Source organism: Paenibacillus tyrphae, assembly GCF_027925525.1.
Taxonomy (GTDB): domain Bacteria; phylum Bacillota; class Bacilli; order Paenibacillales; family NBRC-103111; genus Paenibacillus_G; species Paenibacillus_G tyrfis_B.
Map to the genome: position 1 here is coordinate 35,289 of NZ_BSDJ01000044.1, position 21,689 is coordinate 56,977.

General features: G+C 57.6%; 18 protein-coding genes. 12 read left to right on the forward strand and 6 right to left on the reverse strand.

Annotated features, from left to right (window positions below; all coding sequences use genetic code 11):
* Positions 1–177: 177 nt before the first annotated feature.
* Positions 178–1,011: a C40 family peptidase gene (locus QMG93_RS32370; protein WP_281943922.1), complete on the reverse strand. Its 834-nt coding sequence runs from the start codon at positions 1,009–1,011 to the stop codon at positions 178–180.
* 159 nt (positions 1,012–1,170) lie between these two features.
* On the opposite strand from QMG93_RS32370, the gene QMG93_RS32375 reads away from it, so the two are divergent.
* A complete protein-coding gene (locus QMG93_RS32375; protein WP_281943924.1) occupies positions 1,171–2,217 on the forward strand; it encodes a redoxin domain-containing protein in 1,047 nt (348 codons plus the stop codon).
* Between the two features lie 131 nt (positions 2,218–2,348).
* A complete protein-coding gene (locus QMG93_RS32380) occupies positions 2,349–3,752 on the forward strand; it encodes an NAD-dependent malic enzyme (protein ID WP_281943926.1) in 1,404 nt (467 codons plus the stop codon).
* Positions 3,753–3,894: 142 nt separating this feature from the next.
* Here the strand turns inward: QMG93_RS32380 and QMG93_RS32385 are convergent, their stop codons facing one another.
* A complete protein-coding gene (locus tag QMG93_RS32385) occupies positions 3,895–6,141 on the reverse strand; it encodes a helix-turn-helix transcriptional regulator (protein ID WP_281943928.1) in 2,247 nt (748 codons plus the stop codon).
* Between the two features lie 235 nt (positions 6,142–6,376).
* Between QMG93_RS32385 and QMG93_RS32390 the strand changes: the two genes are divergently transcribed.
* The 7 genes from QMG93_RS32390 (at position 6,377) to QMG93_RS32420 (ending at position 15,904) form a co-directional block, all read left to right on the forward strand.
* Positions 6,377–7,354 (forward strand): ABC transporter permease, encoded by a 978-nt coding sequence (locus QMG93_RS32390; RefSeq protein ID WP_281943958.1) that lies wholly within the window; start codon positions 6,377–6,379, stop codon positions 7,352–7,354.
* Positions 7,355–7,365: 11 nt separating this feature from the next.
* Complete coding sequence (locus QMG93_RS32395; protein WP_281943930.1) at positions 7,366–8,229, forward strand: carbohydrate ABC transporter permease; 864 nt, start codon at positions 7,366–7,368, stop codon at positions 8,227–8,229.
* Between the two features lie 88 nt (positions 8,230–8,317).
* Complete coding sequence (locus QMG93_RS32400; protein ID WP_281943932.1) at positions 8,318–9,859, forward strand: extracellular solute-binding protein; 1,542 nt, start codon at positions 8,318–8,320, stop codon at positions 9,857–9,859.
* A gap of 28 nt (positions 9,860–9,887) precedes the next feature.
* Complete coding sequence (locus QMG93_RS32405; RefSeq protein ID WP_281943934.1) at positions 9,888–10,913, forward strand: Gfo/Idh/MocA family protein; 1,026 nt, start codon at positions 9,888–9,890, stop codon at positions 10,911–10,913.
* Positions 10,914–10,970: 57 nt separating this feature from the next.
* On the forward strand, positions 10,971–14,000 hold the full coding sequence (locus QMG93_RS32410) for a DNRLRE domain-containing protein (protein ID WP_281943936.1): 3,030 nt from the start codon (positions 10,971–10,973) through the stop codon (positions 13,998–14,000).
* A 42-nt stretch (positions 14,001–14,042) separates the two neighbouring features.
* Positions 14,043–15,011, forward strand: coding sequence for a Gfo/Idh/MocA family protein (locus QMG93_RS32415; RefSeq protein WP_281943939.1), 969 nt, complete (start codon positions 14,043–14,045; stop codon positions 15,009–15,011).
* Complete coding sequence (locus QMG93_RS32420; RefSeq protein WP_281943941.1) at positions 15,008–15,904, forward strand: sugar phosphate isomerase/epimerase family protein; 897 nt, start codon at positions 15,008–15,010, stop codon at positions 15,902–15,904. The genes QMG93_RS32415 and QMG93_RS32420 overlap by 4 nt, the downstream gene beginning before the upstream one ends.
* Before the next feature lie 70 nt (positions 15,905–15,974).
* Here the strand turns inward: QMG93_RS32420 and QMG93_RS32425 are convergent, their stop codons facing one another.
* The 3 genes from QMG93_RS32425 to QMG93_RS32435 all read right to left on the reverse strand — a co-directional run bounded on the left by QMG93_RS32425 (position 15,975) and on the right by QMG93_RS32435 (position 18,476).
* A complete protein-coding gene (locus QMG93_RS32425; protein WP_281943943.1) occupies positions 15,975–16,799 on the reverse strand; it encodes an SPL family radical SAM protein in 825 nt (274 codons plus the stop codon).
* 54 nt (positions 16,800–16,853) lie between these two features.
* Positions 16,854–17,396, reverse strand: a complete 543-nt coding sequence (locus QMG93_RS32430) for an MOSC domain-containing protein (protein ID WP_281943945.1) — start codon at positions 17,394–17,396, stop codon at positions 16,854–16,856.
* A 123-nt stretch (positions 17,397–17,519) separates the two neighbouring features.
* Positions 17,520–18,476, reverse strand: a complete 957-nt coding sequence (locus tag QMG93_RS32435) for an aldolase catalytic domain-containing protein (RefSeq protein WP_010500558.1) — start codon at positions 18,474–18,476, stop codon at positions 17,520–17,522.
* A gap of 250 nt (positions 18,477–18,726) precedes the next feature.
* Between QMG93_RS32435 and QMG93_RS32440 the strand changes: the two genes are divergently transcribed.
* Positions 18,727–19,218 carry an NUDIX hydrolase gene (locus QMG93_RS32440; protein WP_281943948.1) on the forward strand — a complete coding sequence of 164 codons (492 nt, stop codon included), beginning with the start codon at positions 18,727–18,729 and terminating at the stop codon, positions 19,216–19,218.
* Between the two features lie 92 nt (positions 19,219–19,310).
* On the opposite strand, the gene QMG93_RS32445 is transcribed toward QMG93_RS32440, so the two are convergent.
* The gene (locus QMG93_RS32445; RefSeq protein WP_281943950.1) at positions 19,311–19,646 is read right to left on the reverse strand and encodes a hypothetical protein; all 336 of its coding nucleotides are present in this window, start codon (positions 19,644–19,646) and stop codon (positions 19,311–19,313) included.
* A 171-nt stretch (positions 19,647–19,817) separates the two neighbouring features.
* Between QMG93_RS32445 and QMG93_RS32450 the strand changes: the two genes are divergently transcribed.
* On the forward strand, positions 19,818–20,243 hold the full coding sequence (locus tag QMG93_RS32450; protein WP_281943952.1) for a hypothetical protein: 426 nt from the start codon (positions 19,818–19,820) through the stop codon (positions 20,241–20,243).
* Between the two features lie 256 nt (positions 20,244–20,499).
* Complete coding sequence (locus QMG93_RS32455; RefSeq protein WP_281943954.1) at positions 20,500–21,369, forward strand: cation diffusion facilitator family transporter; 870 nt, start codon at positions 20,500–20,502, stop codon at positions 21,367–21,369.
* The last annotated feature ends 320 nt before the right edge of the window (positions 21,370–21,689 follow it).

Genomic DNA, 21,689 nt, shown 5'->3' on the forward strand with positions numbered 1-21,689 from the left:
GAGCACTAGGGATGCGCTATTCCTGTACAGACTGGTAAATTCTTGGCGATAGGGCATTACAGTTCCTCTAATTTCTGATTCGGCTCATGGAAGGGCTCCGACGGGCCCCGCAATGGCTCGGCATAAAAAAAGCTCCGGCCACCCTTGATAAGGAGGACCGGAGCTTTACATAAACGCTTATTTCAACGCGCTTCCGCCGAAGACGAAGCGGTGTTCCCAGTGCTTGCCCGCAATCGAGTCGATGCGTACGCCGCCCGATGCTTTCGAAAACGTATGCAGTATTTTACCGTCGCCGAGGTAAATGCCCACATGGGAGATGCGCTGGTTTGACTTATCCGACGGGTAGGCCGACGCTTTCGTTCCTTTATAATCCATGAAGAACATCAGATCGCCCGGCTTCAGATTGTGCCAGTCCGTTGTCGTGCCGCCGAGAGACTTGACGTAAGAGGCTTGTCCGCGCGAGTCGCTGGGCAGCGTGATGCCTGCGCCTTCCTTGAACGCCTGGCGGGTGAAGTCGGAGCAATCGAACGTACTGGTGTTCGAACGGCTTGAGCCGAATTCGTAGGGAGTGCCCATATATTTTTTGCCTGCGGCAATAACCTTGTTAACGAGCTCACTGTTATTGCCCGTACTCGGCTTGGATGTACTGCCGCTATTGGACGAGCCTCCGGTATTGGACGTGCTGCCGCCATTAGACGTGCCGCCTCCGTTGGACGAGCTTCCGCCGGAACCGTCGGTGCGGACGTATTTGCTGCTTGTGGAGATGTAGCCGACTCTGCCTTGATCGTCGCGAACTTTATACCAATAATTATTAACCTTATCGAGAATGTCTACTTTTTCACCTGTTTTTAGAAGGCCGTAGGTGGCTGAACCCGTATTCGGCGCCTTGCGGAAATTCACGCCGCTGACAATAGTGGCATTCGACGCGGCAAGGGCTTGTTCGGCTGTCAAAGCTCCAACGCTGAACGTGACGGTAGTGGCGAGTAACAGTGCGGTAAGTTGCTTTTTCAAGTGGAAATCCCTCCTGCAGTTCTAGTTGTTTTATGTACAAGCCTGGGAATCCATGGACGGAAATCGCCCGGTTCCACAAGCTGGGACACCATTTGACAACGTCCGGCCGCCGCCCCACAATGAAAGCAGGACATTTGACGAGAGAACGGTGAGCAAACAATGGAAACGTGGACATGGGGGCCATTCATCCTGCAAAAAAGCATGCTGGTCGTCATTGCGGCAGTTGCGGCGGGTTACGTCATTTCGAGGCTGCGGTTAAAAGGTTCTTCCATCGGAGGAACGTTCGGCGCGATCGTATCGAACGCGCTTCTTATATGGGTGGTCAGCTGGAAGCTGAGTATCCTTGTCTTCGATCCGGGGAGCGTGCTGGCAAGCCCGATGTCGCTGCTCTATTTCAGCGGCGGCGACAAAGGCGTCTGGCTGGCGACGCTGCTGTCCGGCGTCTATGTATGGTGGAGCGCCAAAAAGGCCAAATTGAATGCAGCCGTTTATATGGATTCGGTGCTTGTCTCGGTTATGGGGGGGTACGCCGTCTACGCGGCGCTGATTTTTTTTACGGAAGAGGAGAGCCGCATCACTTGGGGACTCAAAGCATTGCTCGCGGCGGGCCTAACGGTCTTCTGGTTCGTGTCCAAAACGAAGAGGGAGTGGCAGCCGCTCCTCCAGCGGACGGTCGTCTTCGTCGTCGGGTATGCGCTGATCGCGTCGCTGGCCGCCAATGTGTGGGACAAGCCTTCGACAGGTACGGTTGAAGCGGGGGCGAACATCGGTCTCAAAATCGGTCAGCAGGCGCCGGACTTCGAGCTGCCATTGCTTGACGGCCAAACGGTCAAACTGTCCGATTACCGGGGGCGGACGGTCGTGCTTAATTTCTGGGCGACGTGGTGTCCGCCGTGCCAGGCGGAAATGCCGCATATGCAGCAGGTGCATACGGAGCAGGAAAGCAATGGCGTGACGATTCTCGGCGTTAATGCTACATCGACGGAGGTCAGCGAGCCGGTCGTGCGCGCATGGGTCAAGGAATGGGCCCTTACGTTCCCGATCGTGCTGGACCGTCAAGGCGAAGTCGGCAAGGCATACCGCGTGAACGCTTATCCGGCCACGTTCGTCATCGACGCGCAAGGAACGATCCGGGAGAAGCATCCCGGGCCTATGAATAAGGAGATGCTGGAGCAAGCCATCGGGAAAGCGAAGAGGGGCGGGTGAAAAAAGAATTTAATAGGGGATTATAGAGTTTTTCATTTGCGCGAAAAATAAATGTCGTGATAACATGTGATTATTGCAGGTCATATTACTAGGTTCGATACATCATTTTATATAAAAGGAAGGATAACAGCATGGCACAGACGAGTATTATCTTGCGTGTGGAATTAGACCACGAGAAGGTCACGTTCGGGGATGTAGCCGCCGCAATCAGCAAATCCGGAGGAGACATCACTTCGATCGACGTGATTCGGCCGGGTAAGGATTCCTCAATCCGGGACATCACTGTGGATGTTGCGGAATCCGTGGAATCGCAAGTGGTGGAAGCGCTAAAGCAGCACGAAGGCATCAAGCTGATCAACGTCTCCGACCGCACGTTCCTTGTGCATTTGGGCGGTAAAGTATCCGTTCAACCGAACCTTCCGATCAAAAACCGTGACGACTTGTCCCGGGTTTACACGCCGGGAGTTGCACGGGTATGTACGGCAATTCATGAAAATCCGAGGAAAGCGTATTCGCTGACGATCAAACGGAATACCGTAGCGGTCATCACCGACGGGACCGCCGTGCTCGGTCTGGGCGATATCGGTCCGCATGCGGCCGCGCCGGTCATGGAAGGAAAAGCGATGCTGTTCAAGCAGCTCGCTGGCGTCGACGCTTTCCCGATCTGTCTCGATACGAAGGACACGGAAGAAATTATCCGCACGATCAAGGCGATCAGCCCGATCTTCGGCGGCATTAACCTGGAAGACATCAGCTCGCCGCGCTGCTTCGAGATCGAGAGCCGGCTTAACGAAGAGCTCGACATCCCGGTATTCCATGACGATCAGCACGGCACGGCCGTCGTCGTTATCGCGGGACTGCTCAACGCGCTGAAGGTCGTCGGCAAGCGGATCGAGAACGTGCGCGTCGTCGTGAACGGCATCGGCGCCGCAGGCGTATCCATCTGCAAAATGCTGCTGGCCGCAGGCGTTACGAAGCTGGTGCCGGTCGACCGCGAGGGCGCGATTGTCCGCGGCGGCACCTACGAGTATCCGATGTGGCAGTGGCTGGCCGACCAGCCGCAGGTGGAAGCCGAGCCGGGCACATTGAAAGAAGTGATCCGCGGCGCGGACGTCTTCATCGGCGTATCCCGCGGCGGCCTCTTGAACGGACAAGACGTCCAAACCATGGCGCCGGACAGCATCGTCTTCGCGATGGCGAATCCGACGCCGGAGATCGCTCCGGAAGAAGCGCTGCCGCATGTGCGCGTATTTGCTACAGGTCGGAGCGACTATCCGAACCAGATCAACAACGTCCTGGTATTTCCGGGCATTTTCCGCGGGGCGCTCGATTGCCGGGCCCGCAACATCAACGAGCCGATGAAGCTTGCCGCGGCACGCGCCATCGCTTCCGTCGTCACGGATGCGGAGCTGAACGAGCAGTACATTATCCCGAGTATTTTCAACGAGCATGTCGTGAAGAAAGTTCGCCACGCGATTATCGAAGCGGCGATCTTGACCGGCACCGCCCGCCGGATTCCGCCGGATTTCCGGTAAGAGCGGGTAGACGCGAACGGCAGGATAGCAAGATAGCTGATCATAGCAAAAGAAGCGAGTTCCTCTATGCGGGGACTCGCTTCTTTTTTTACTGCTCGTTCGCTGCGTTCGCGCCGACTACAGCCTGCTTACGTCTCACAGCTTACGCTCCGCACTGCTTCTTGCGGTATTCTCCCGGCGTCATGCCGGAGTAGCGCTTGAACATGCGGATGAACGAATTGACGTTCTGGTAGCCGAGCCGCAGCGCGATATCCTGGATTTTCAGCTCGAGATCGAGCAGCAGCTCTTGCGCGTGACGGATGCGCACATGGTGCAGGTAATCGCTGAAATTCATGCCGGTCTTCTCCTTGAAATACGTCGATACATATCCCCGGGAAAGATTCAGTTTGTCGGCGATCAGATCGAGCGAGACGTCCTCGCTCAAATGCTCCTCCGTATATCGCTTAACGAACTCGATCACCGGGTCTTTATTCTCGCTAGAGGCGGCGATCGCCTCGGCTGCTTGGCCGAGCAGGCGTTCCAGCAGCGACTGCGCCTCCGCGTACGTGAAGCACTGCTCGATGTCCGCGAGCAGCTCCCGCTCGGCGGGCATCGCCTGCAGTGGCAGCCCCGCCGCTTCGACGGCCTTCAGCGCTAGCCCTGCGGTCTGCTGCAGAAGCCGCCGCAGCTCCGGGACTGTCGCTTCACGCCCGCGCAGCGCCTCAAGCTGCTGTAAAGTCCACTGACGCAGCGGCTCGAAGCTGCCGGAGCGCACCTTCGTCTGCAGCTCCTGCTCCTGCATCGCCGTCAGCCGATACGGCGGACGAACGGCCGATTGGCGGATGATCTGCGTCTCCTCCAGCGGCTGGCGCTCTCCTGCCAGCATCAGCGCCCGCTCGTAAGCGGCGGCGAACTCCGACGCCGGCAGGGAGGGGCCGCTGACCGCAATCGTAAAATGACACCAATCCTTGTCGTAGTCGAACACTTCCTTCAAGCCGGCCAGACAATCGTCTGCGACCGGCTGTCCGTGCTCGCTGAACGCCAGCGTCAAGATTTGATCCTTGTCGATCTGGAACGTCAGCGCATCCGAATGAGAGCGCTTTACATAAGACTCGATATATTCCCGGATAAAGTAGGTCGCTCGCTCGCGTTCGAGGCTCGTCTCCTCCATAAACCGCGGCAAGAAACGAAGCTGGAACAAGATCAGCGTAAACGGCTTTTGAATAAACGATGTATCGTTCAAATCCGGATGCTTCGTATGAATCCGCTTCAGCTTGTCGGTAAATGCGTAGTATCGCAGCAGCGAATTTTTGTCCGACAAGTCGCGGCGCATCCTGCCGATCTGTTCGCCGATCAGCTCGAATTCACGGATACGGAAATCGGCGGACGCTCCCGGATCGTTGTATTGATGGACCGTGCGGAGCAGACGCTGAACCGGATAGTTCAAGCGCACGCTGAACAGCACCGACGTGACGACACTAATCCCGATCGTGACGGCGAGCAGCGAGATCAGAATCAGATTGAGCCGCAGCAGCTCGGACGAGATGCTTTCGATCGGCACCATCGTGACGTACCGGAACCCGGTGTGCTTTCCTTTTTGCTGGAACAAGTAATGATCTCCCAGCTTCATCTCGCTCGCGTCTTCCGTAAACGTCAGCAGCTTGGCCGCAGCAGCCGCGTCCGGATCGGAGGCGTAAATCAGCTTCTGCTGCTCGTCCAGAATGAAGAACGGGTTATCCAGCGAGTAATGGAGCGTCCGCGCCATCTTATCGCCATCCAGGAAGACGAGAAAGAGCACGTCACGGTACAGCGCATTTTTGACCGAGACCGGGATGAGCCGCCCGAGGCTCTGCTCCAGATTCATATATTTCTGCGAAAATACGGCTGCCGGATGAATGCGGTAAAAATACGGCTCTGCGAACTGTCCCCTCCAATAATCGGGCGGGTAGGCGGGCGATCGGTAAAACTTACCGAACATGTCCTCCACGCGGCTTGTCCCTTCTTTTTCCAGTACGAAGTCTCCGTTTTTGAAATAAAACACGATATTCTCATAAAACATGAGCGGATTGGCCATCAGCGCCTTAATTTCCGCGTGCAGGTTGACCGTCTTCTCAGACCCTGCCGTTTGCGGCAGCTGGCGGAGCACGTTCAGGTTGGCGGTCAGCTCGTTGTTCTGGTTCAGGCTGAGCAGCATATCGATCGTCAGCTTGAAATGCGTTTCGTAGCTTTCCATCGTGTGCTTCATATTCAAGCTGTTGTATTTGACGATTTCGTCGTGGATTTTGCCCTTGAGATAAAGAAACGACCCGAAGTTGAAGGCGGCCAGTAGCAGGATGATAGCAAGAAAACTCACAAGCAGCCGGGCAAACAAGGAATTCGTCCTCCACTTCTCCGGCCAGGCGATGCGCATGGATGGCCCTCCTTTTTCGTGCTGCGGAACTATGTCTCAATTATAAAGGCTCGGTTGATCCGATCCCAATACTCATTTTTTCAGGTTCGTATGCATCCTGTCACATTTCCGAACAAAAGTCGATCCCCCGGCAATCTGGAGGATTTCGCAGCGGCCTGCCGCTTTGCTATGCTAACGCTGACACCGGAGCTCGGGCAGGGCAAGCCGGCAAACTACCGAGACAGAGGGGATGAGTATGGGAATGGAGGAGACGGCGGGAATGAAGCTGACGGTCCGGCAGCCGGCGACGAATGCGAATAAAAGGTTAAGCAGCCGCGCGATCCGGACGTGGCACCGGACCAAATATTTATGGCTGCTGTTTTTACCGTGCTTGATTTATTTTCTGGTGTTCCGCTACGCTCCGATGTTCGGTTTAATCATCACGTTTCAAAATTATAACGTGTTCAAAGGCATTTGGGCGAGCGAATGGGTCGGCTTCAAATACTACGAGATGTTTTTGAGCAACCCCGATTTTTTCAAACTGCTGCGCAATACGTTTTTGCTCGGGCTGTATAAGCTGGTATTCGGATTTCCGGCGCCGATCGTTCTCGCCCTCATGCTGCACGAGCTGAAAAATGCCGTATTCAAACGGTTCGTACAGACCGTCAGCTATTTGCCGCATTTCATCTCGAACGTCATCGTAGCTAGCATGGTCATTATGTTTCTGTCGCCGACAGGCGGCGTGATCAATCACTGGATTCGCGCGCTCGGCTTCGAGCCGGTCAACTTCATGATGGAGCCCGGCATGTTCCGCTCGATCTACGTGCTGTCGGAAATTTGGCAGCATATCGGGTGGGAGACGATCATCTATCTCGCCGCGTTGACTTCCGTGGACCCGGGGCTGTATGAGGCTGCCGGCATCGACGGAGCGGGACGCTGGAGCAAAATGTGGCACGTCACGCTGCCCGGCATCGCACCGGCGATTGTAATCGTATTCATTCTGAACGTAGGGAAAGTGCTGGAGATCGGCTTTGAGAAAGTGTTCCTTATGTATAATCCCGCGGTATACGAGACGGCGGACATTATCGGCACTTATGTATACCGGGTCGGGCTCGTTCAAGGCAACTTCAGCTATGCTTCGGCCATCGACCTGTTCATGGGGGTCATCAGCTTGATCTTCATCTGCTCGGCGAATTACATCAGCCGCAAAATCAGCGAGCACAGCTTATGGTAGGAGGGGGAAGCATGCGCAGGTGGGGCTGGTTCGACGCGGTCAATATCGTTCTGCTGCTCGGGGTGGCGGCGGCCACGCTGTATCCGTTCGTATACATGGCGGCCGTATCGCTGAGCAAGGACATTTACGTGATGAAAAACGAAGTGTTCCTTTGGCCCAAAGGGCTCAATCTCAACATGTACGAGGTCGTCTTCCGCGACAAGCAGATTTGGAGCGCGTACAGAAATACGATTTTGTACGTAACCTTGGGAACGGCCGTATCGCTCGTCGTCACGTCCATGGGCGCTTATGCGCTGTCCCGCAAGGATATGGTGTTCCAACGGGGCTTTACGCTCATGATCGTGTTCACGATGTTTTTCAGTGGCGGGATGATTCCGACGTTTCTTGTCGTCCGCGAGCTCGGGCTCGTCGATACGATCTGGGCGATGGTGCTGCCGGGGGCGGTCAACACGTGGAACCTGATCATCATGCGGACGTTTTTCAGCGGTATGCCGAAGGAGCTTGAGGAGTCGGGCCGGATGGACGGTCTGACCGATATTGGCGTCTTCGTGCGGATCGTGCTGCCGCTGTCCAAAGCGGTGTTCGCGACCATCGGCTTGTTCTACGCGGTGGCGCTGTGGAACAACTTTTACTTGCCGCTGCTGTACCTGCGCCAGCCCGACTTGTTCCCGCTGCAGGTGCTGCTGCGCAATCTGATCCTCGCAGGGGCGGTCAATTCCGGCGAAGTCACCAGCATTGGAGGTGATAACCTGATCGTCGAGGATTCGCTTAAATTCGCCACTATTATGGTATCGACCGTGCCGATTCTGCTCATCTATCCGTTCATCCAGAAGTATTTCGTCAAGGGCGTCATGATCGGGGCGGTAAAAGGGTAACGGCCATCGTGCGGCGAATGGTTAGGCCAAGAAAGCCCAAATAGCACGGCAAGACATTATACGCACACAAAGGGGAGGAAGCTTTTCCATGAAAAAAAGTGCGCTTCTCACGCTCGCTGCGATCCTTGCGGTCACGGCCGCCGGCTGCAGCGGTTCGGAATCGGGAAAACCGCCGGCGGCGGACGCCGAAGGGGGCCAACAGCCGCCTGGTAAAAAAACGTTCACCGCGCTGCTGGACAATAACGCGACGTTCCCATACAGCAAGGACTGGCCGATCTGGAACATGATCGAAGAGAAGACGGGCGCCCGCCTGGAGGTGCAACTGCCCTCCGGCAAATTGAGCGATTCGCTCAGCCTGGTCGTCGCCTCCGGCAATATGCCCGACCTGCTCTATATGCCGAACCGGAAGAAGGAATCGAACAAATACGGCCAGCAGGGCGCGCTTGTCAACATTTTGGATCATCTGGACGTCATGCCGAACCTCAAGAAATGGATGGAGAAATACCCGGAGGAGGCGAAGGCAGCCGTGGCGGCGGACGGGAAGATGTACATGTTCCCGAACCAAGGCTTTGGGGAAACGAACCGGATGATTTGGATGTACCGGGAGGACGTGTTCAAAAAGCACAATTTGACGCCGCCGAAAACGTACGACGAGCTGTATACGGTGCTCAAGAAGCTGAAGGAAGCGTACCCGGACAGCTATCCGCTGTCGTTCCGGTTCGGGCAAATTCCCGACGAGATGATGGCGCACTTCACGGCTAATTTCCAGACCGGCGAAGACGTCTATTACGATTTCGACGCCAAAGCGTGGAAATACGGGCCGGCCGAAGATAACTACAAGAAAATGCTCGAAACGTTCCATAAATTCAACAAGGAAGGCTTGATCCAGCCTGATTTTCTGACGGTGCAGACGAAGCAGTGGCAAGACATGATGTCGACGAACAAGTCGTTTATTACGATCGACTACATCAGCCGGATCGACTTTTTCAACAACGCGATGCGTAAGGAGAACCCGCAGTACAACCTGCAGTTTATGGCTCCGCCGACGGGGATTGCAGGTGGCAAACAGTACAACCCGTACATGCATTTTCTGGAAGGCGGTCTGACCGTATCGTCCACCTCTAAGAAAGTGAAAGACGTCATGAAGTATATGGATTTCTTCTACAGCGAAGAAGGGCGCACGTTGGCCAGCTGGGGGAAGGAAGGCGAAACGTATATGACGGACGGCGGCAAAAAGAAGTTCAAGCCGGAATTCACCGACCTGACCGAAATGCGCAAGAAGACGGGGCTCGCCACGAGCGGTACGTACACGTGGATCGATTTCGACTCGCATCTGTCGCTGTTCACCCCCGATCTGCAGAAAGCGTATCAGGAGGCGCGGCAGTACGATCCTCCGGCGATGCAGCCTAGACCGGCCTTCACGGAGAAAGAGCTGGAAACGCTGTCGGTGACCGGAGAAGCGGTCAAGAAATATCGCGAGGAAAGCTTCGCCAAATTTGTGACCGGCTCCCGGAATTTGGCCGAGTGGGATAAATATGTGCAGGAGCTGAACGGGCTCGGGACGCAAAAGCTGGTCGATCTGTACAAGCAAGCATACCAGCGGCTCGATGCGGCTGCGCCCAAAAAATAATCCGGTTTAAACGATGGAGGAGTATCCGATGAAACGAAATATTCGATTTGCTCTGGTGGGCACGGGCGTTATCGCCGTGAATCACGCGAAAGCGATTGCCGCGCATCCCGAAGCGGAGCTCGTCGCCATCGCTGAAAAAGATGCCGACCGCGGCAGGGCGTTCGCCGCCGAGCATGGCATCGGGCAAGTGTTCGGCGATTACGAGCGGATGCTGAAGCAGGACGACATTGACGTCATCTGCGTCTGCGTGCCGAGCGGGCTGCATGGCGACGTGACGATTGCGGCCGCGCAGGCGGGCAAGCACGTGCTCTGCGAGAAGCCGCTCGAAATCCGGCGGGAGAAAATGGACGAGATGATCGCTGCGTGCCGCAAGCACGGCGTCAAGCTGGGCACCGTCTTCCAGAAGCGGACGACGCAGCAGGCGGCGATCGTCGGGCGCGCGATCCGCGAAGGAAAGCTCGGCAAGCTGGTGCTTGGCGACGTATACATGAAATATTACCGGAGCCCCGAATACTACCGCAGCGCCGATTGGCGGGGCACTTGGGCGGTCGACGGCGGAGGCGCGCTGATGAACCAGGGGGTGCACGGCATCGACCTGCTGCTGTCGCTGATGGGCGACGTTGAATCCGTTTTCGCCTACGCCGCTCCGCTGGTGCGCGATATCGAAGTGGAAGATACGGCAGTCGCTACAGTCAAATATAAAAACGGCGCGTTCGGCGTCATTCAAGGCACGACGTCCGTCTATCCGGGCACGGAGATGCGGGCGGAAATTCACGGCGAGCTGGGCTCAATCGTTTTTGCCGACAGCGGGTTTAAGGTATGGAAATTCGCTGGAAGCGACGAAGAAGCTCCACAGACGGCGGGAAAGGCGGAAGGCAGCAGCGATCCGAGAGCGATTTCAGGCGACGGCCACTATATTCTCGTGGACGACATGATCGGCGCGATCCGGGAAGACCGCGATCCGCTTATTCCGGGCGAGGAGGGCCGTAAGGCGGTCGACCTGATTCTGGCAATCTATGAATCTGCACGAACAAGGCAGGAAGTAAAGCTGTAGCTTTTCGTTTCTTTTGTTTCGGGAAGGCGACTTCACATATAGGAGCTGGTGATCGGGATGTGGAAACGTCGTATTCGCTTGCATTTTGCGGTTTGGCTGCTGCTCTTGGGGCTGTGGTCCGTCTTCGGCGCGCCGGGGACCGTTCCCCGGGCGCTTGCGGCAGCGGCCGTCACCATCGACTCGCCTGTCGACGGCACGCCGGTCGGCTCGGGGACGATACGGATTTCAGGCACGTATCAGGACGTGTACGATCTTGTTCTATTGATTGATGGGAAGAGGCAGGCCGAGGTACGCAAGGAAGACCCGGACGGGGACGACAGCGGCAGCTGGTATTACGATCTGGATACGTCGGCGTTTAACGGTCCGGTTCGGATCATCGCCAAAGGACTTGACGTGAATACACGCTACGGGGTTTGGAGCCGAACGCTAACGCTGCAAGCGAGCAATCCGGCTCGGACCGCTCCGGTTGTCCGGATCGTCAATCCGAAGGAAGGGAAGGGGCTCACGGGGGAGGTGCCGGTCCAAATATCCGTGGATTCTCCAAACGCGGTGCAGCGCGTTGATGTCCGCATGAACGGCGGACCGTGGCAGGCGGCGGATCGTAAAGGGGACCATTATCAATATATGTGGCAGACGCAGGACATCGGCGAACGGACGAGCAGCATCGAGGCGAAAGCGGTGGACGACCGCGGCAATACGGGCTTCAGCATGACGACCTACGCGCAGGTGGGCGCGGGGACGCGCGAGCCAGTCACGGTAGAAAAGCAGGATCGCGCCATATGGATCTGGGAGCCGGCTTCGTACAATCTGCTGCTGAATCCGGGCTCGCGCACCGTGCTCGACGCGATGGCCAAGGATACGGCGACGTTCGGCTCCGATCCGGTAACCGTATTTTATATCGCGGTAGGCTCTTATGGCGGGATCGACATACTGGAGGATAACCGGGAAGCGGTCCGCGATTTTCTGACTTGGGCGCATGCCCGGGGATACCAGGTATTCGCTTGTATCGCAGGAGGCACGTCACCGGCATATATGGGCGCTTATACCGAATATCATCCGTTGGCGCTGCGCCAGTTGGAGAAGATTATCAACTACAACATCGCTTCCCCGGCAGGCGCGCGCTTCGATGGCGTGAACGCCGACATCGAGCCGTACATCTCGCCGGATTTCAAAGAACAGTATCCTTCGCTTCAGAAGCAATATTTGGACCTGTCGAAAAAGATGGCGGACCGGCGCAATGCCGCAGGAATCGATCTGCCGATCGGTCCGGCCATACCGAAGTGGTACGACTCGTCGAACGAGTCCAAGAATATCGAATGGAACGGCGCAACGAAATGGCTGTCTGAGCATATTCAGGACATTTCCGATTATATCTCGATCATGGATTACCGCGATACGGCCGACGGGACCGCAGGCATCATTGCAGGCGCAGAAGGCGAAATTGCCTACGCCGCGAAAATCGGCAAGCCGAACTCCGTCGTCATCGGCGTCGAGACGCTCGATATCGCCAATAGCGGCGATCCGGAGACGATCACGTTCCGTGAGGAAGGCCGGACGGCGATGGAAGCGGAGCTCGACAAAGTGTATGCGGCGTTCGAAAACAAGCCGGGCTTTGGCGGCATCGCGATGCACCATTATGACTCGCTGCGCGCCCTGCCGTCGCATTGGGGGCCGGGAGCCGTGTTCTGGCAGCCGCCTGCTGATACGGAGCCGCCGACCGCCGTCTCCCGCAATCCTGTGGCGACTGCGACGGACTACAGCACCGTTCAACTATCCTACGGGATGGCGTTCGACAATACCGAGGTGGACAAATACGTCGTTTACCGGAGCAAGCAGCCGGGCTTTACGGCCGGAGCCGCGACCGCGGTCGGCACTGCAAGAAGCTTATCCTTCAAGGATACCGGGCTGCTGCCGAATACGACGTACTATTATAAAGTCGCAGCTATGGATGTCCGGGGCAACATCGGCCCGGCTTCGGCGGAGACGCAGGCGACGACCAGAACGACGGCGCTTAAGCCGATGATCGTCTCGGAGCTGCAGATCGTGCGCAGCGGGAACGGCGCCAGCGCAGCGCTGCAAGTCGTCGATAAGGCGACGGGACAGCCCGTGACGGCGGAGGTGTACGGCCGCTTCACCTATGCCGGTGGCAAGTATACGGGCGGCCTTGCGACCGGCGGCGCCATCACGCTTGCCTCCGAGGCGCTGCCGCAGGCCGCGCAGGTTGGGTTCGAGCCTCGCCGCATCACGGCAGCCGGCTACTACTGGGCGCAGGCGTACGATGCGCCGCATACGGCGGCGCTGTACCCACGGGTCCGCCTGCAGGGTCTAAGCCTCAGCGCGGGCGCGCTGGAGCCAGCCTTTACGCCGGATCGGCTCCAATATACCGTCACGGTGTCTGCCGATACGTACCGGCTTGCCGTGACGGCCCGTCCGGAAGCGGCGAACACCGCCGTGCTCGTGAACGGAGCGCTGGTGACTCCGGGGGCTCCCGCAGAGGTGGCTTTGCAGCCTGGCGCGAATCGCATCACGGTCCGGACCGCCGGACCTGACGGAACGACGGACAGCTATACGATAACGGTCAACCGCGCGGCAGTTGGCAGCAACATGTTACGTCCGGTTGCTGACGCATATGTCTTTGAGAACGCTCCGGCCGAAAATTACGGGTCCACCGAGCTGCTGGATATCATCGATGCCCCGAGGGCGGCTGGGGGAGGCGACAGGTTGGCGCTGATGAAATTCAATTTCGGGGCGTACCCGGAGCCTGTGCATTCCGCCAAGCTGTATGTGTACGTTCATGCGGCTCCGGCTGTTGCCGTGCCGGTCACGGTACAGGGGCTGACAGCGGACGGCTGGAGCAAGGAGGCGGTGAATTGGAACAATCGTCCGGGCGGTACTGCGGTAAGCATAGGCACATTGCAGGTCGTGCAAAGCGGCTGGTATGGCATCGATGTCACCTCGTTCCTTCAGAGCCGGACGGACGGGATAGCGACATTCCGCTTGGCAGACATGAATACGAAGAACTCGCTGGTGCAGCTTCACTCGAAAGAGCATATGGAGCATCAGCCGTATGTCATTATTAATCCTTAACCTATACCGTGCAAGGCTCGCAAGCCCAAGAACAGGAGGCATATGCAAATGAACTCTGTACTTCGCATCGGCATGATCGGCTTGGATACGTCGCATGCTGTCGATTTTACGGAATTGCTAAACGACCCGAATCATCAGCATCACGTCCCGGGAGCCCGGGTAACGGTGGCATTTCCGGGCGGCTCGCCCGATTTCGAGCTGAGCGCCGGCCGGGTGGAAGGCTTCACGGAGACGCTGCGGAGCAAGTACGGCGTGGAGATCGCGGATACGCCGGAAGCGGTCGCGGAGCGCTGCGATGCGATTCTGCTCGAATCCGTGGACGGGCGGGTGCATCTGGAGCAGTTTCGCCACATTGCGCCCTATGGCAAGCCCGTGTTTATCGATAAGCCGTTAGCGGTTAGCTCGCGGGATGCCGAAGAAATCGCGCGCGTTGCCGAGCAGCACGGTGTCGAGGTCATGAGCTGCTCCGCCGTCCGCTTCGCGCAAACGTTGACGGAGGCGGTCGCTTCGGAGGAGGGCGGTGCCATCATCGGCGCGGACTGCTACGGCCCGATGGACCTGCAGTCGACCCAGCCGGGGCTGTTCTGGTATGGCGTGCATACGGCCGATATGCTGTACGCCGTCATGGGGACGGGCTGCATCCGGGTCCAGGCGTATACGAACGACGACCACGATCTCATCGTTGGCACCTGGGCGGACGGCCGCATCGGCACGATCCGCGGGAATCGCCGGGGCAACCGGAGGTTCGGCGCGTGGGTGCATCGCGAGAAGCAGACGCTGTACGCCGACGTCTATGCGTCCGACAAGCCGTACTATGCGCTCCTGCTCGAAAGCATCGTCCGCTGGTTTACCGGCGGCCGTCCGGCGATCGATCTGCGCGAGACGCTGGAGGTCGTCCGCTTCATGGAAGCCGCCAACGAAAGCCGCGTCACGGGCCGGGCGGTGTCGCTCGGCGTTTCCCCGGCATCCGGTCAAACGGCCGTTGCTCGGGAAGGGGGCACCCCGTCATGACATGGCCGTTTCGGTTGGCTGTGTTGACCGACGAGGTGTCGCAGGATATCGAGGCGGTGATCCGCTTTTGCCGCGACTATAAGCTGGAAGCCGTCGAGCTGCGCTCCGTCGACGATCAGCCGCTTTACAAGCTGCCGGACGAGCGAATCGATGCGCTCGCGACGAGGCTGCGGGAAGTGGGTCTCACCGTATGCGGCTTGTCTTCGCCGGTGTTCAAATGCGAGCTGGACGACGAGGCGCAGATCGAGGAGCATCTCGGCATTCTGCAGCGATATGCGGAACTGGCCCGCCGCTTCGGCTGCCGTTATGTCCGGGGCTTCAGCTTCTGGGCGCATGGCCCGTTCGATGAAGCGCTCCCGCGTATCGCGGAACGGCTGCAAGGAATCGTCGGGTTGATGGAAGCGGCAGGGCTTGTCTACGCGCTCGAATTCGACCCCGCCGTCTATGCGACGAACGGCGCCAAAGTGCGGCGGCTGCTCGATGCGGTGGCCTCCCCGCACCTTCGGGCGCTGTACGACCCGGGCAACGACTTATGGGACCCGGACGGCGAAGTACCTTATCCGGACGGCTACGAGCATTTGCGCGGGCAGATCTGTCATATTCATTTGAAGGATGCGGTGCGGACGGCGGATGGCGTTCAAAGTGTCGCAATCGGGGAGGGCGAAGTGGATTACCGGGCGCTGCTGCTGCGCTTGCTGGCGGACGGCTACGACGGCTATCTGGTCGTCGAGACGCATTACCGCTTGCGCTCGCAGCTTACGGAGGAGCAGCTCAAGCGTCCTTCCGGCAGCGCCTTCTCGGAAGGCGGAGAAGAGGCGTCGCGGGAGTGCATGGACAGCTTGCTCCGTTTAATGGAGAGTATTCGTCCGGCAGCGGAGAAGCGGAGATCGTAAACCGCATTATAAAAGGGAGGCATCGGGTTAATCGATGCCTCCCTTTTTTCCATAAACGGACTCCTGCTTCTTACGGCAAAAAGCCCGCTTGACTGACCAAAATCCGCTCTTCCGAAAAATGCCGTTTCAGCTGCTCCAGTACTTGCCGGTAAGCGTCACGGTCATACCAAGCCTCCAGACCGAGCGACTCGTAAATGCGCCGGATGCCGAGGCGCTCCGTGCGCCGTCCGAGACTGCCGTCGCCCATGAAGAAATCGTCGACGACGAGCCGCGTCACGCCGGTATCCCGCAGCGCTTGCGCAAAGCCGTCGCTGCTCGGCAGCACGGGCGAAACGGCCGCTTGCGCGGGAACGCCCGCTTCGACGAGCTTGCGCAGTGCCCGCAGCCGGGCGGGGATCGGCGGCGCGGCGGGCGAGAACGCCTTGCGGACCGATTCCAGGTCGGTCTCGATCGTGAGGCTGATACGCACGCGCGATCCGAGCCGCTGGAGCAGATCGATATCCCGGGTGACGAGCGGGCTGCGCGTTTGCAGCAGCACAAAGTCGGGCGCGTCTCCTTCCGCCATCGTTTCGAGCAGCGAACGGGTCAGCCCGGTCCGGTATTCGACCGGCTGGTATGGGTCCGTGCTGGAAGACATAAAGATGGAGACAGGGCCCTTGCGCTTCGCCCGGACGAGTTCTTTGGCGAGCAGCTCCGCAGCCGACGATTTTACGTCGACCCAGCTTCCCCAAGGCTCCGGGCGAAACTTCGCCACCGGCATCTCGCGCACGTAGCAGTAGGTGCAGGCGAAGGCACAGCCGGAGTAAGGATTGAGCGTATGCGTATAGCCCGTCAAGTAACCGGTGGCTGGATTAAGCAGCTGCTTGGGGGCTTTGATCGTAACGGTCGGAAGCACCTCCCGCACCTCGCTTCGCTTGTAAAATGTGAAATCGACCGGGTCCTGCCCCGGTTACTCGATCATAATCCGCACGGTATCGCCTTCTGCGATCGTGCCTATGCGCTCGACGGAGCAGACGATGCCGCGCCGCTTCTTCGCGGCAGCCGTGAAGCGGGTAGCTGCCGCAGCATGGCCTGTCGCTTCGGCGATCATTTCGCCCGGCCCCGTGCAGGGCAGGTTCTCGCCTTCGCCGATCAAGCCCGTTCCGGCAGGGAACAGCAGGCGTGCGCCCTGCGGCAGCAGCGTGAGGGAGGGATATCCCTCCAACAGCAGATTGGCGCCGAGCCACTCCGGGAGCACTTCGGGCAGCCCAAGCCGCTCGGCGATCTGGGCCAATTCCTCGACGGAGACGATGCTGATCTGTCTCCGGTTGGCAATGTCGGTGCCGCGCGGATAAAACCGCTGCCGGCTGTCGGCAGGCCGCGTGAGTCCGTAATGCCGGTCGCCGGGAATGCCGGCAAGATCCACGGTGACGGAGCTTTCCCGCGCGGTGACGAACGTATGCGGATCGCGGGCGGCCAGCACGGCTTTGACCCGGGCTTCAAAAGTTTTCATAATAGCGTATTTCCCCTTTCCGTACATGGTTAAGCTTACCAGAATGGCGTGCGAACAGACAAGAAACCCGGCTTCCGCCAAGGGAAACCGGGTTTTGCTGTGTGAACCGCAAGCGGTGCCGAATTACTCGCCGGCCGGCATCGCTTCAGGGGATGTCATTTTGTCGTAGAATTCCACGAACTTGTCCTTTTTGTCGCTGGTGCGGACCGCCATGGCCGAACGCGGATGATCGTTCAATACGCCGGCGATCATGTAAGGAATAATGTAGCCCCACTCCCACTTCTCGCGCATGGTGATCATATGCTTCTCAATGATGCCGAGGATCGGACGAACGTCGTACTTCGGATTTTTCAAATGGCTGACGATCAGCTCCGTCGGGCAGTTGCCGGCAGCTCGTCCCATGCCGTATACGGATGTGTCAAGGAACTCGACGCCTTTGGTGGCGCCCATGATCGTATTGGAGAAGGCGAGCTGCATGTTGTTGTGCATATGCAGGCCGAGCTTCTTATTGGGCAGAAGACGCTGGAATTTGGAGACGAGATATTCGACGTCCCGGTAGTCCATGCTGCCGTACGAATCGACGATGTACACGACATCGACCGGACTCTTGGCGATTTCTTCGAACGCTTCGTTCAGATCGTTCTCCATCACGTGGGAGAGCGCCATAATGTTGATCGTCGTTTCATAGCCGTAGTCGTGGAATTTTTGCACCAGATCGAGCGCTTTATCCACATCTTTAATGTAGGTTGCTACGCGGATCAGGTCGAGCAGACTGTTTTCCCGGGGGAGAATGTCCTTCTCGTCAACGCGTCCGATATCGACCAGCGCAGACAGCTTGGTGTCGGTCTTTTGCGGGATGACTTCCTTCAGGAAATCCTCGTTCAAAAAGCGCCAAGGCCCCGCTTCAGCGCCTTTCAGCAGCTTAGCCGAGTTTTTATAACCGATCTCCATATATTCGACGCCGGCTTCGCTCAGACCGTAATACATGTCTTTGACAAACTCGACGCTAAAATCCCAGTTGTTGACCAAACCGCCGTCGCGGATGGTGCAGTCCAAAATATTGTGGTTTTCCCTGACCATAATGATTGACTCCTCTCCAAAATAGGCGAACGCTTCGTGGCTTTTAAGCTTTTAAGCAGTAAAGCATACGTTTTTATAATTAATATTACATATGGCTCGCCACTTGTCAATGATAACAAATTCCCCGTACTGTTGGCAATCTCGTTTTCGCCGAAAATAAGCAAAAGTTGCAGGATTTTCCGGGCTTTTGTGGAAACTTGCATTATAATGGAGATAAACTTGCGGATTTTGCGGGACAGGAGGGTGAGACATGCTGAAATTCAATATTGCTTTTATTCGCAGCGGCGATCGTTTGCTCATGCTGAACCGTGGGAAAGCGCCGCTGCTCGGGCTGTGGAATGGGGTCGGCGGAAAGCTGGAGCCGGGAGAAACGCCGCTGGCGAGCGTCATGCGAGAAATTGAAGAAGAGACCGGGCTCCGGCTCGAAGTGGAGGCCGTGCGCTTCGGCGGGACCGTGACGTGGGAGGTGGACGGCCGTGATGTCGGGGGGATGTACGCTTTTATCGGAGAGGCTCCGGGTGATGCGCTGCCGGATTTGCCGATGGAGACGCCCGAGGGTATCCTGGCATGGAAACCGGTCGAATGGGTGATCGACCCGGAAAATAACGGCGTGGTGCAGCATGTCCGGCATTTTCTTCCGGCGATGCTGGCCGGAGAGCCTTGTGCGGAGCACCGCTGCTTTTTCCGCGAGGGAAAGCTGCTGACCGTCGAACGGCGGCCGCTGCAAGAGGTTGTGCGCTAACAATGACGCGCCGATTTTTGACAAAAGTAAAGACGTTCCGCTTCCTTACTTCAAAAGAAGGAGGCGGAACGTCTTTTTGGCGTGCCCGCGCGCTAAGGCGTCCTGATCAAGCTCAGGCCGCCGATGAGCGGCAGCGGCTTCATCCACCCGTTCACAGCGTTCAGAATGCCCATAATGAATAGGACGAGCAGGCCGAGATTGGCCAGCGGCACGAGCAGCAGCCCGATCAGCGGCAGCAGCCCGAGCACCAGATTTGCGGCGATCGAGGTCAAGAGCAGCACCAGCCCCTGATTGGCGTGGTACATGGCAAATCTCGATTTTGGAGCGGCAAGCAGCGGTACGAAAAATATCAAATACGCCGCAGCGGCAATCCATTGGCTCGAACGTACGTCGTCCGGCTCGGGGCTTTCGGGCGGTCCGTTATACATGGTGTGCACCTCTTTCGGGTCAGAATTTGGCGAAGTCGGATAAGGGAGCGGTTTCGCTATCATCCTATGCCTGCGGGTGAGGGAGTATGTGCCGCGCTTGGAATAAGCATCCTTTATCGGGGCAAACTAGGAGCAAACGTGAACCTATTACCGACAAGCGGAGGGAACCTTATGAGCAGCACACCGATTTTGTTTCAATTCGATTCTCAGAATGCGGCCGCTTTGGCCCAGAATATGCTGGAGGAGCTCGGGTACCGTGTGAGCCCGCATACGAACCTGAAGCAGCCGACTCTGCATGTCATCGTAGACCGGCACGATCTGACGTCCGCGCTCGAAATTGTCCAGGCCTATGGGGGCCGTTTGATCGAAGCGGAAGGCTCGCTGAGCGAAACCGCCGCTTTCGCCATGGCTTACGACCCAGACAGCCTGATCCCGATTCCGGCGCATTTCGTGAACGACGATTGGACCGAAAGCGAACCGGCCGTGTCCGCATCGGATTATGTCAACCGATCCAGCGGCGCATATAATGACGAAGACGTGCCGTTCGATCCGTCGGGCGACAACTATAACGGCTTCGATGCCGGCCTGCGTTTCTAAGCGGCAAGCGGCGGCTTCGGCGCCGCGTCCGGACAGCGGTACCCAGCGAGACGCGGGCCGCTGTTTCTTTTTTTGGTCCGGTCCTTTTTTGTTGGCCGTTCCTCACATCCTTTGACCGGTAAAACAAAGTTGCACGGGACCTATTTTTATTGGCGGGTAAAACACTGTTTCTCTAGACCCACACGGTTTTCGTCTGATATGATGAGCCTGACTTTAATCAAGGTGATTTTGGCAAGAGCAATGGAGGGGAACCGCCGTGGAAACGCATGATCCGTTAAAAGAAGGCGAAAAGGGCGCGTGGGTCAGCATCGTCGCGTATATCCTGCTTGCCGCTTTTAAGATCGGCATGGGGTATACGACCGGCTCCGAGGCGCTCACCGCCGACGGAATCAATAACTCGACCGATATTATCGTATCGCTCGCCGTGCTGATCGGACTGCGCATCTCTCGCAAGCCGCCGGATCGGGACCACCCTTACGGGCACAGACGGGCCGAGACGATCGCCTCGCTCGTCGCGTCGTTTATTATGGCCGCCGCCGGGATTCAAGTCGTGCTGCAGGCGTGCAAGAGTTTTTTCGTAACAGACCGTCAGGCTCCGGATTTGCTGGCCGCATGGATTGCCCTCGGGTGTGCGGTCGTCATGTGGGGGGTATACACATATAACAGCCGTTTGGCGAAACGGTTAAACAGCCAGTCGTTGAAAGCGGCGGCCTACGATAACCGGTCGGATGCGCTCGTCAGCATCGGGGCGGCCGTAGGCATCATCGGGTCTAGCTTCGGCTATCCGATCCTGGATGCGGCCGCGGCGCTCGCCGTCGGCTTGGTCATTTGCAAGACAGCCTGGGACGTATTCATCGATGCCGCCCACGCGCTTACCGACGGGTTCGACGACAAGAAGCTGAAGGTGTTCCGGCAGACGGTGCACCAGACGCCCGGCGTAGAGCGGATCAAGGACATCCGGGCCCGGGTACACGGCAGCAGCGTGCTGCTGGATGTCGTCGTAGAGGTCAGCGCCGAGCTGTCCGTCGGCGAAAGTCACGAGATCAGCGATGAGATCGAGAAGCGGATGCTGGAGGAGCATCAGATTGGAAACGTGCACGTTCATATCGAGCCTTACGTCGAATAGACACGGGAGTTCCTTTTCACAAAAGGGACCCCCGTTTTTTGTTGAATTTTACGTTCGTTTCAGGTTAGCGTCATAAATTCGTAACAATTGAAAATTACAATGAAAGCAAGTCACAAATTAGACACAGATAAAAAGAGAGTAGGGAGGAAAACATCATGAAACATGCTTTAAAGTCCATCGCAAAAGGGTTTCTGTTCGGTCTTATCGCCATCGGGATGGTGCCTTACTTGGTGGTTCAAGCGCTGACTGAACTGTAACCTGTCGACAAGCCGCTCATCATAAACCGAAAGAGGATGGCCTCCGGGCCACCCTCTTTCTTT

Excerpts from the sequence above, each read along its gene's own strand:
- QMG93_RS32375 (WP_281943924.1), top strand. The coding sequence starts at position 1,171 with ATGGAAACGTGGACATGGGGGCCATTCATCCTGCAAAAAAGCATGCTG.
- QMG93_RS32380 (WP_281943926.1), top strand. The coding sequence starts at position 2,349 with ATGGCACAGACGAGTATTATCTTGCGTGTGGAATTAGACCACGAGAAG.
- QMG93_RS32385 (WP_281943928.1), bottom strand. The coding sequence starts at position 6,141 with ATGCGCATCGCCTGGCCGGAGAAGTGGAGGACGAATTCCTTGTTTGCC.
- QMG93_RS32390 (WP_281943958.1), top strand. The coding sequence starts at position 6,377 with ATGGGAATGGAGGAGACGGCGGGAATGAAGCTGACGGTCCGGCAGCCG.
- QMG93_RS32395 (WP_281943930.1), top strand. The coding sequence starts at position 7,366 with ATGCGCAGGTGGGGCTGGTTCGACGCGGTCAATATCGTTCTGCTGCTC.
- QMG93_RS32400 (WP_281943932.1), top strand. The coding sequence starts at position 8,318 with ATGAAAAAAAGTGCGCTTCTCACGCTCGCTGCGATCCTTGCGGTCACG.
- QMG93_RS32405 (WP_281943934.1), top strand. The coding sequence starts at position 9,888 with ATGAAACGAAATATTCGATTTGCTCTGGTGGGCACGGGCGTTATCGCC.
- QMG93_RS32410 (WP_281943936.1), top strand. The coding sequence starts at position 10,971 with ATGTGGAAACGTCGTATTCGCTTGCATTTTGCGGTTTGGCTGCTGCTC.
- QMG93_RS32415 (WP_281943939.1), top strand. The coding sequence starts at position 14,043 with ATGCAAATGAACTCTGTACTTCGCATCGGCATGATCGGCTTGGATACG.
- QMG93_RS32420 (WP_281943941.1), top strand. The coding sequence starts at position 15,008 with ATGACATGGCCGTTTCGGTTGGCTGTGTTGACCGACGAGGTGTCGCAG.
- QMG93_RS32430 (WP_281943945.1), bottom strand. The coding sequence starts at position 17,396 with ATGAAAACTTTTGAAGCCCGGGTCAAAGCCGTGCTGGCCGCCCGCGAT.
- QMG93_RS32435 (WP_010500558.1), bottom strand. The coding sequence starts at position 18,476 with ATGGTCAGGGAAAACCACAATATTTTGGACTGCACCATCCGCGACGGC.
- QMG93_RS32440 (WP_281943948.1), top strand. The coding sequence starts at position 18,727 with ATGCTGAAATTCAATATTGCTTTTATTCGCAGCGGCGATCGTTTGCTC.
- QMG93_RS32445 (WP_281943950.1), bottom strand. The coding sequence starts at position 19,646 with ATGTATAACGGACCGCCCGAAAGCCCCGAGCCGGACGACGTACGTTCG.
- QMG93_RS32450 (WP_281943952.1), top strand. The coding sequence starts at position 19,818 with ATGAGCAGCACACCGATTTTGTTTCAATTCGATTCTCAGAATGCGGCC.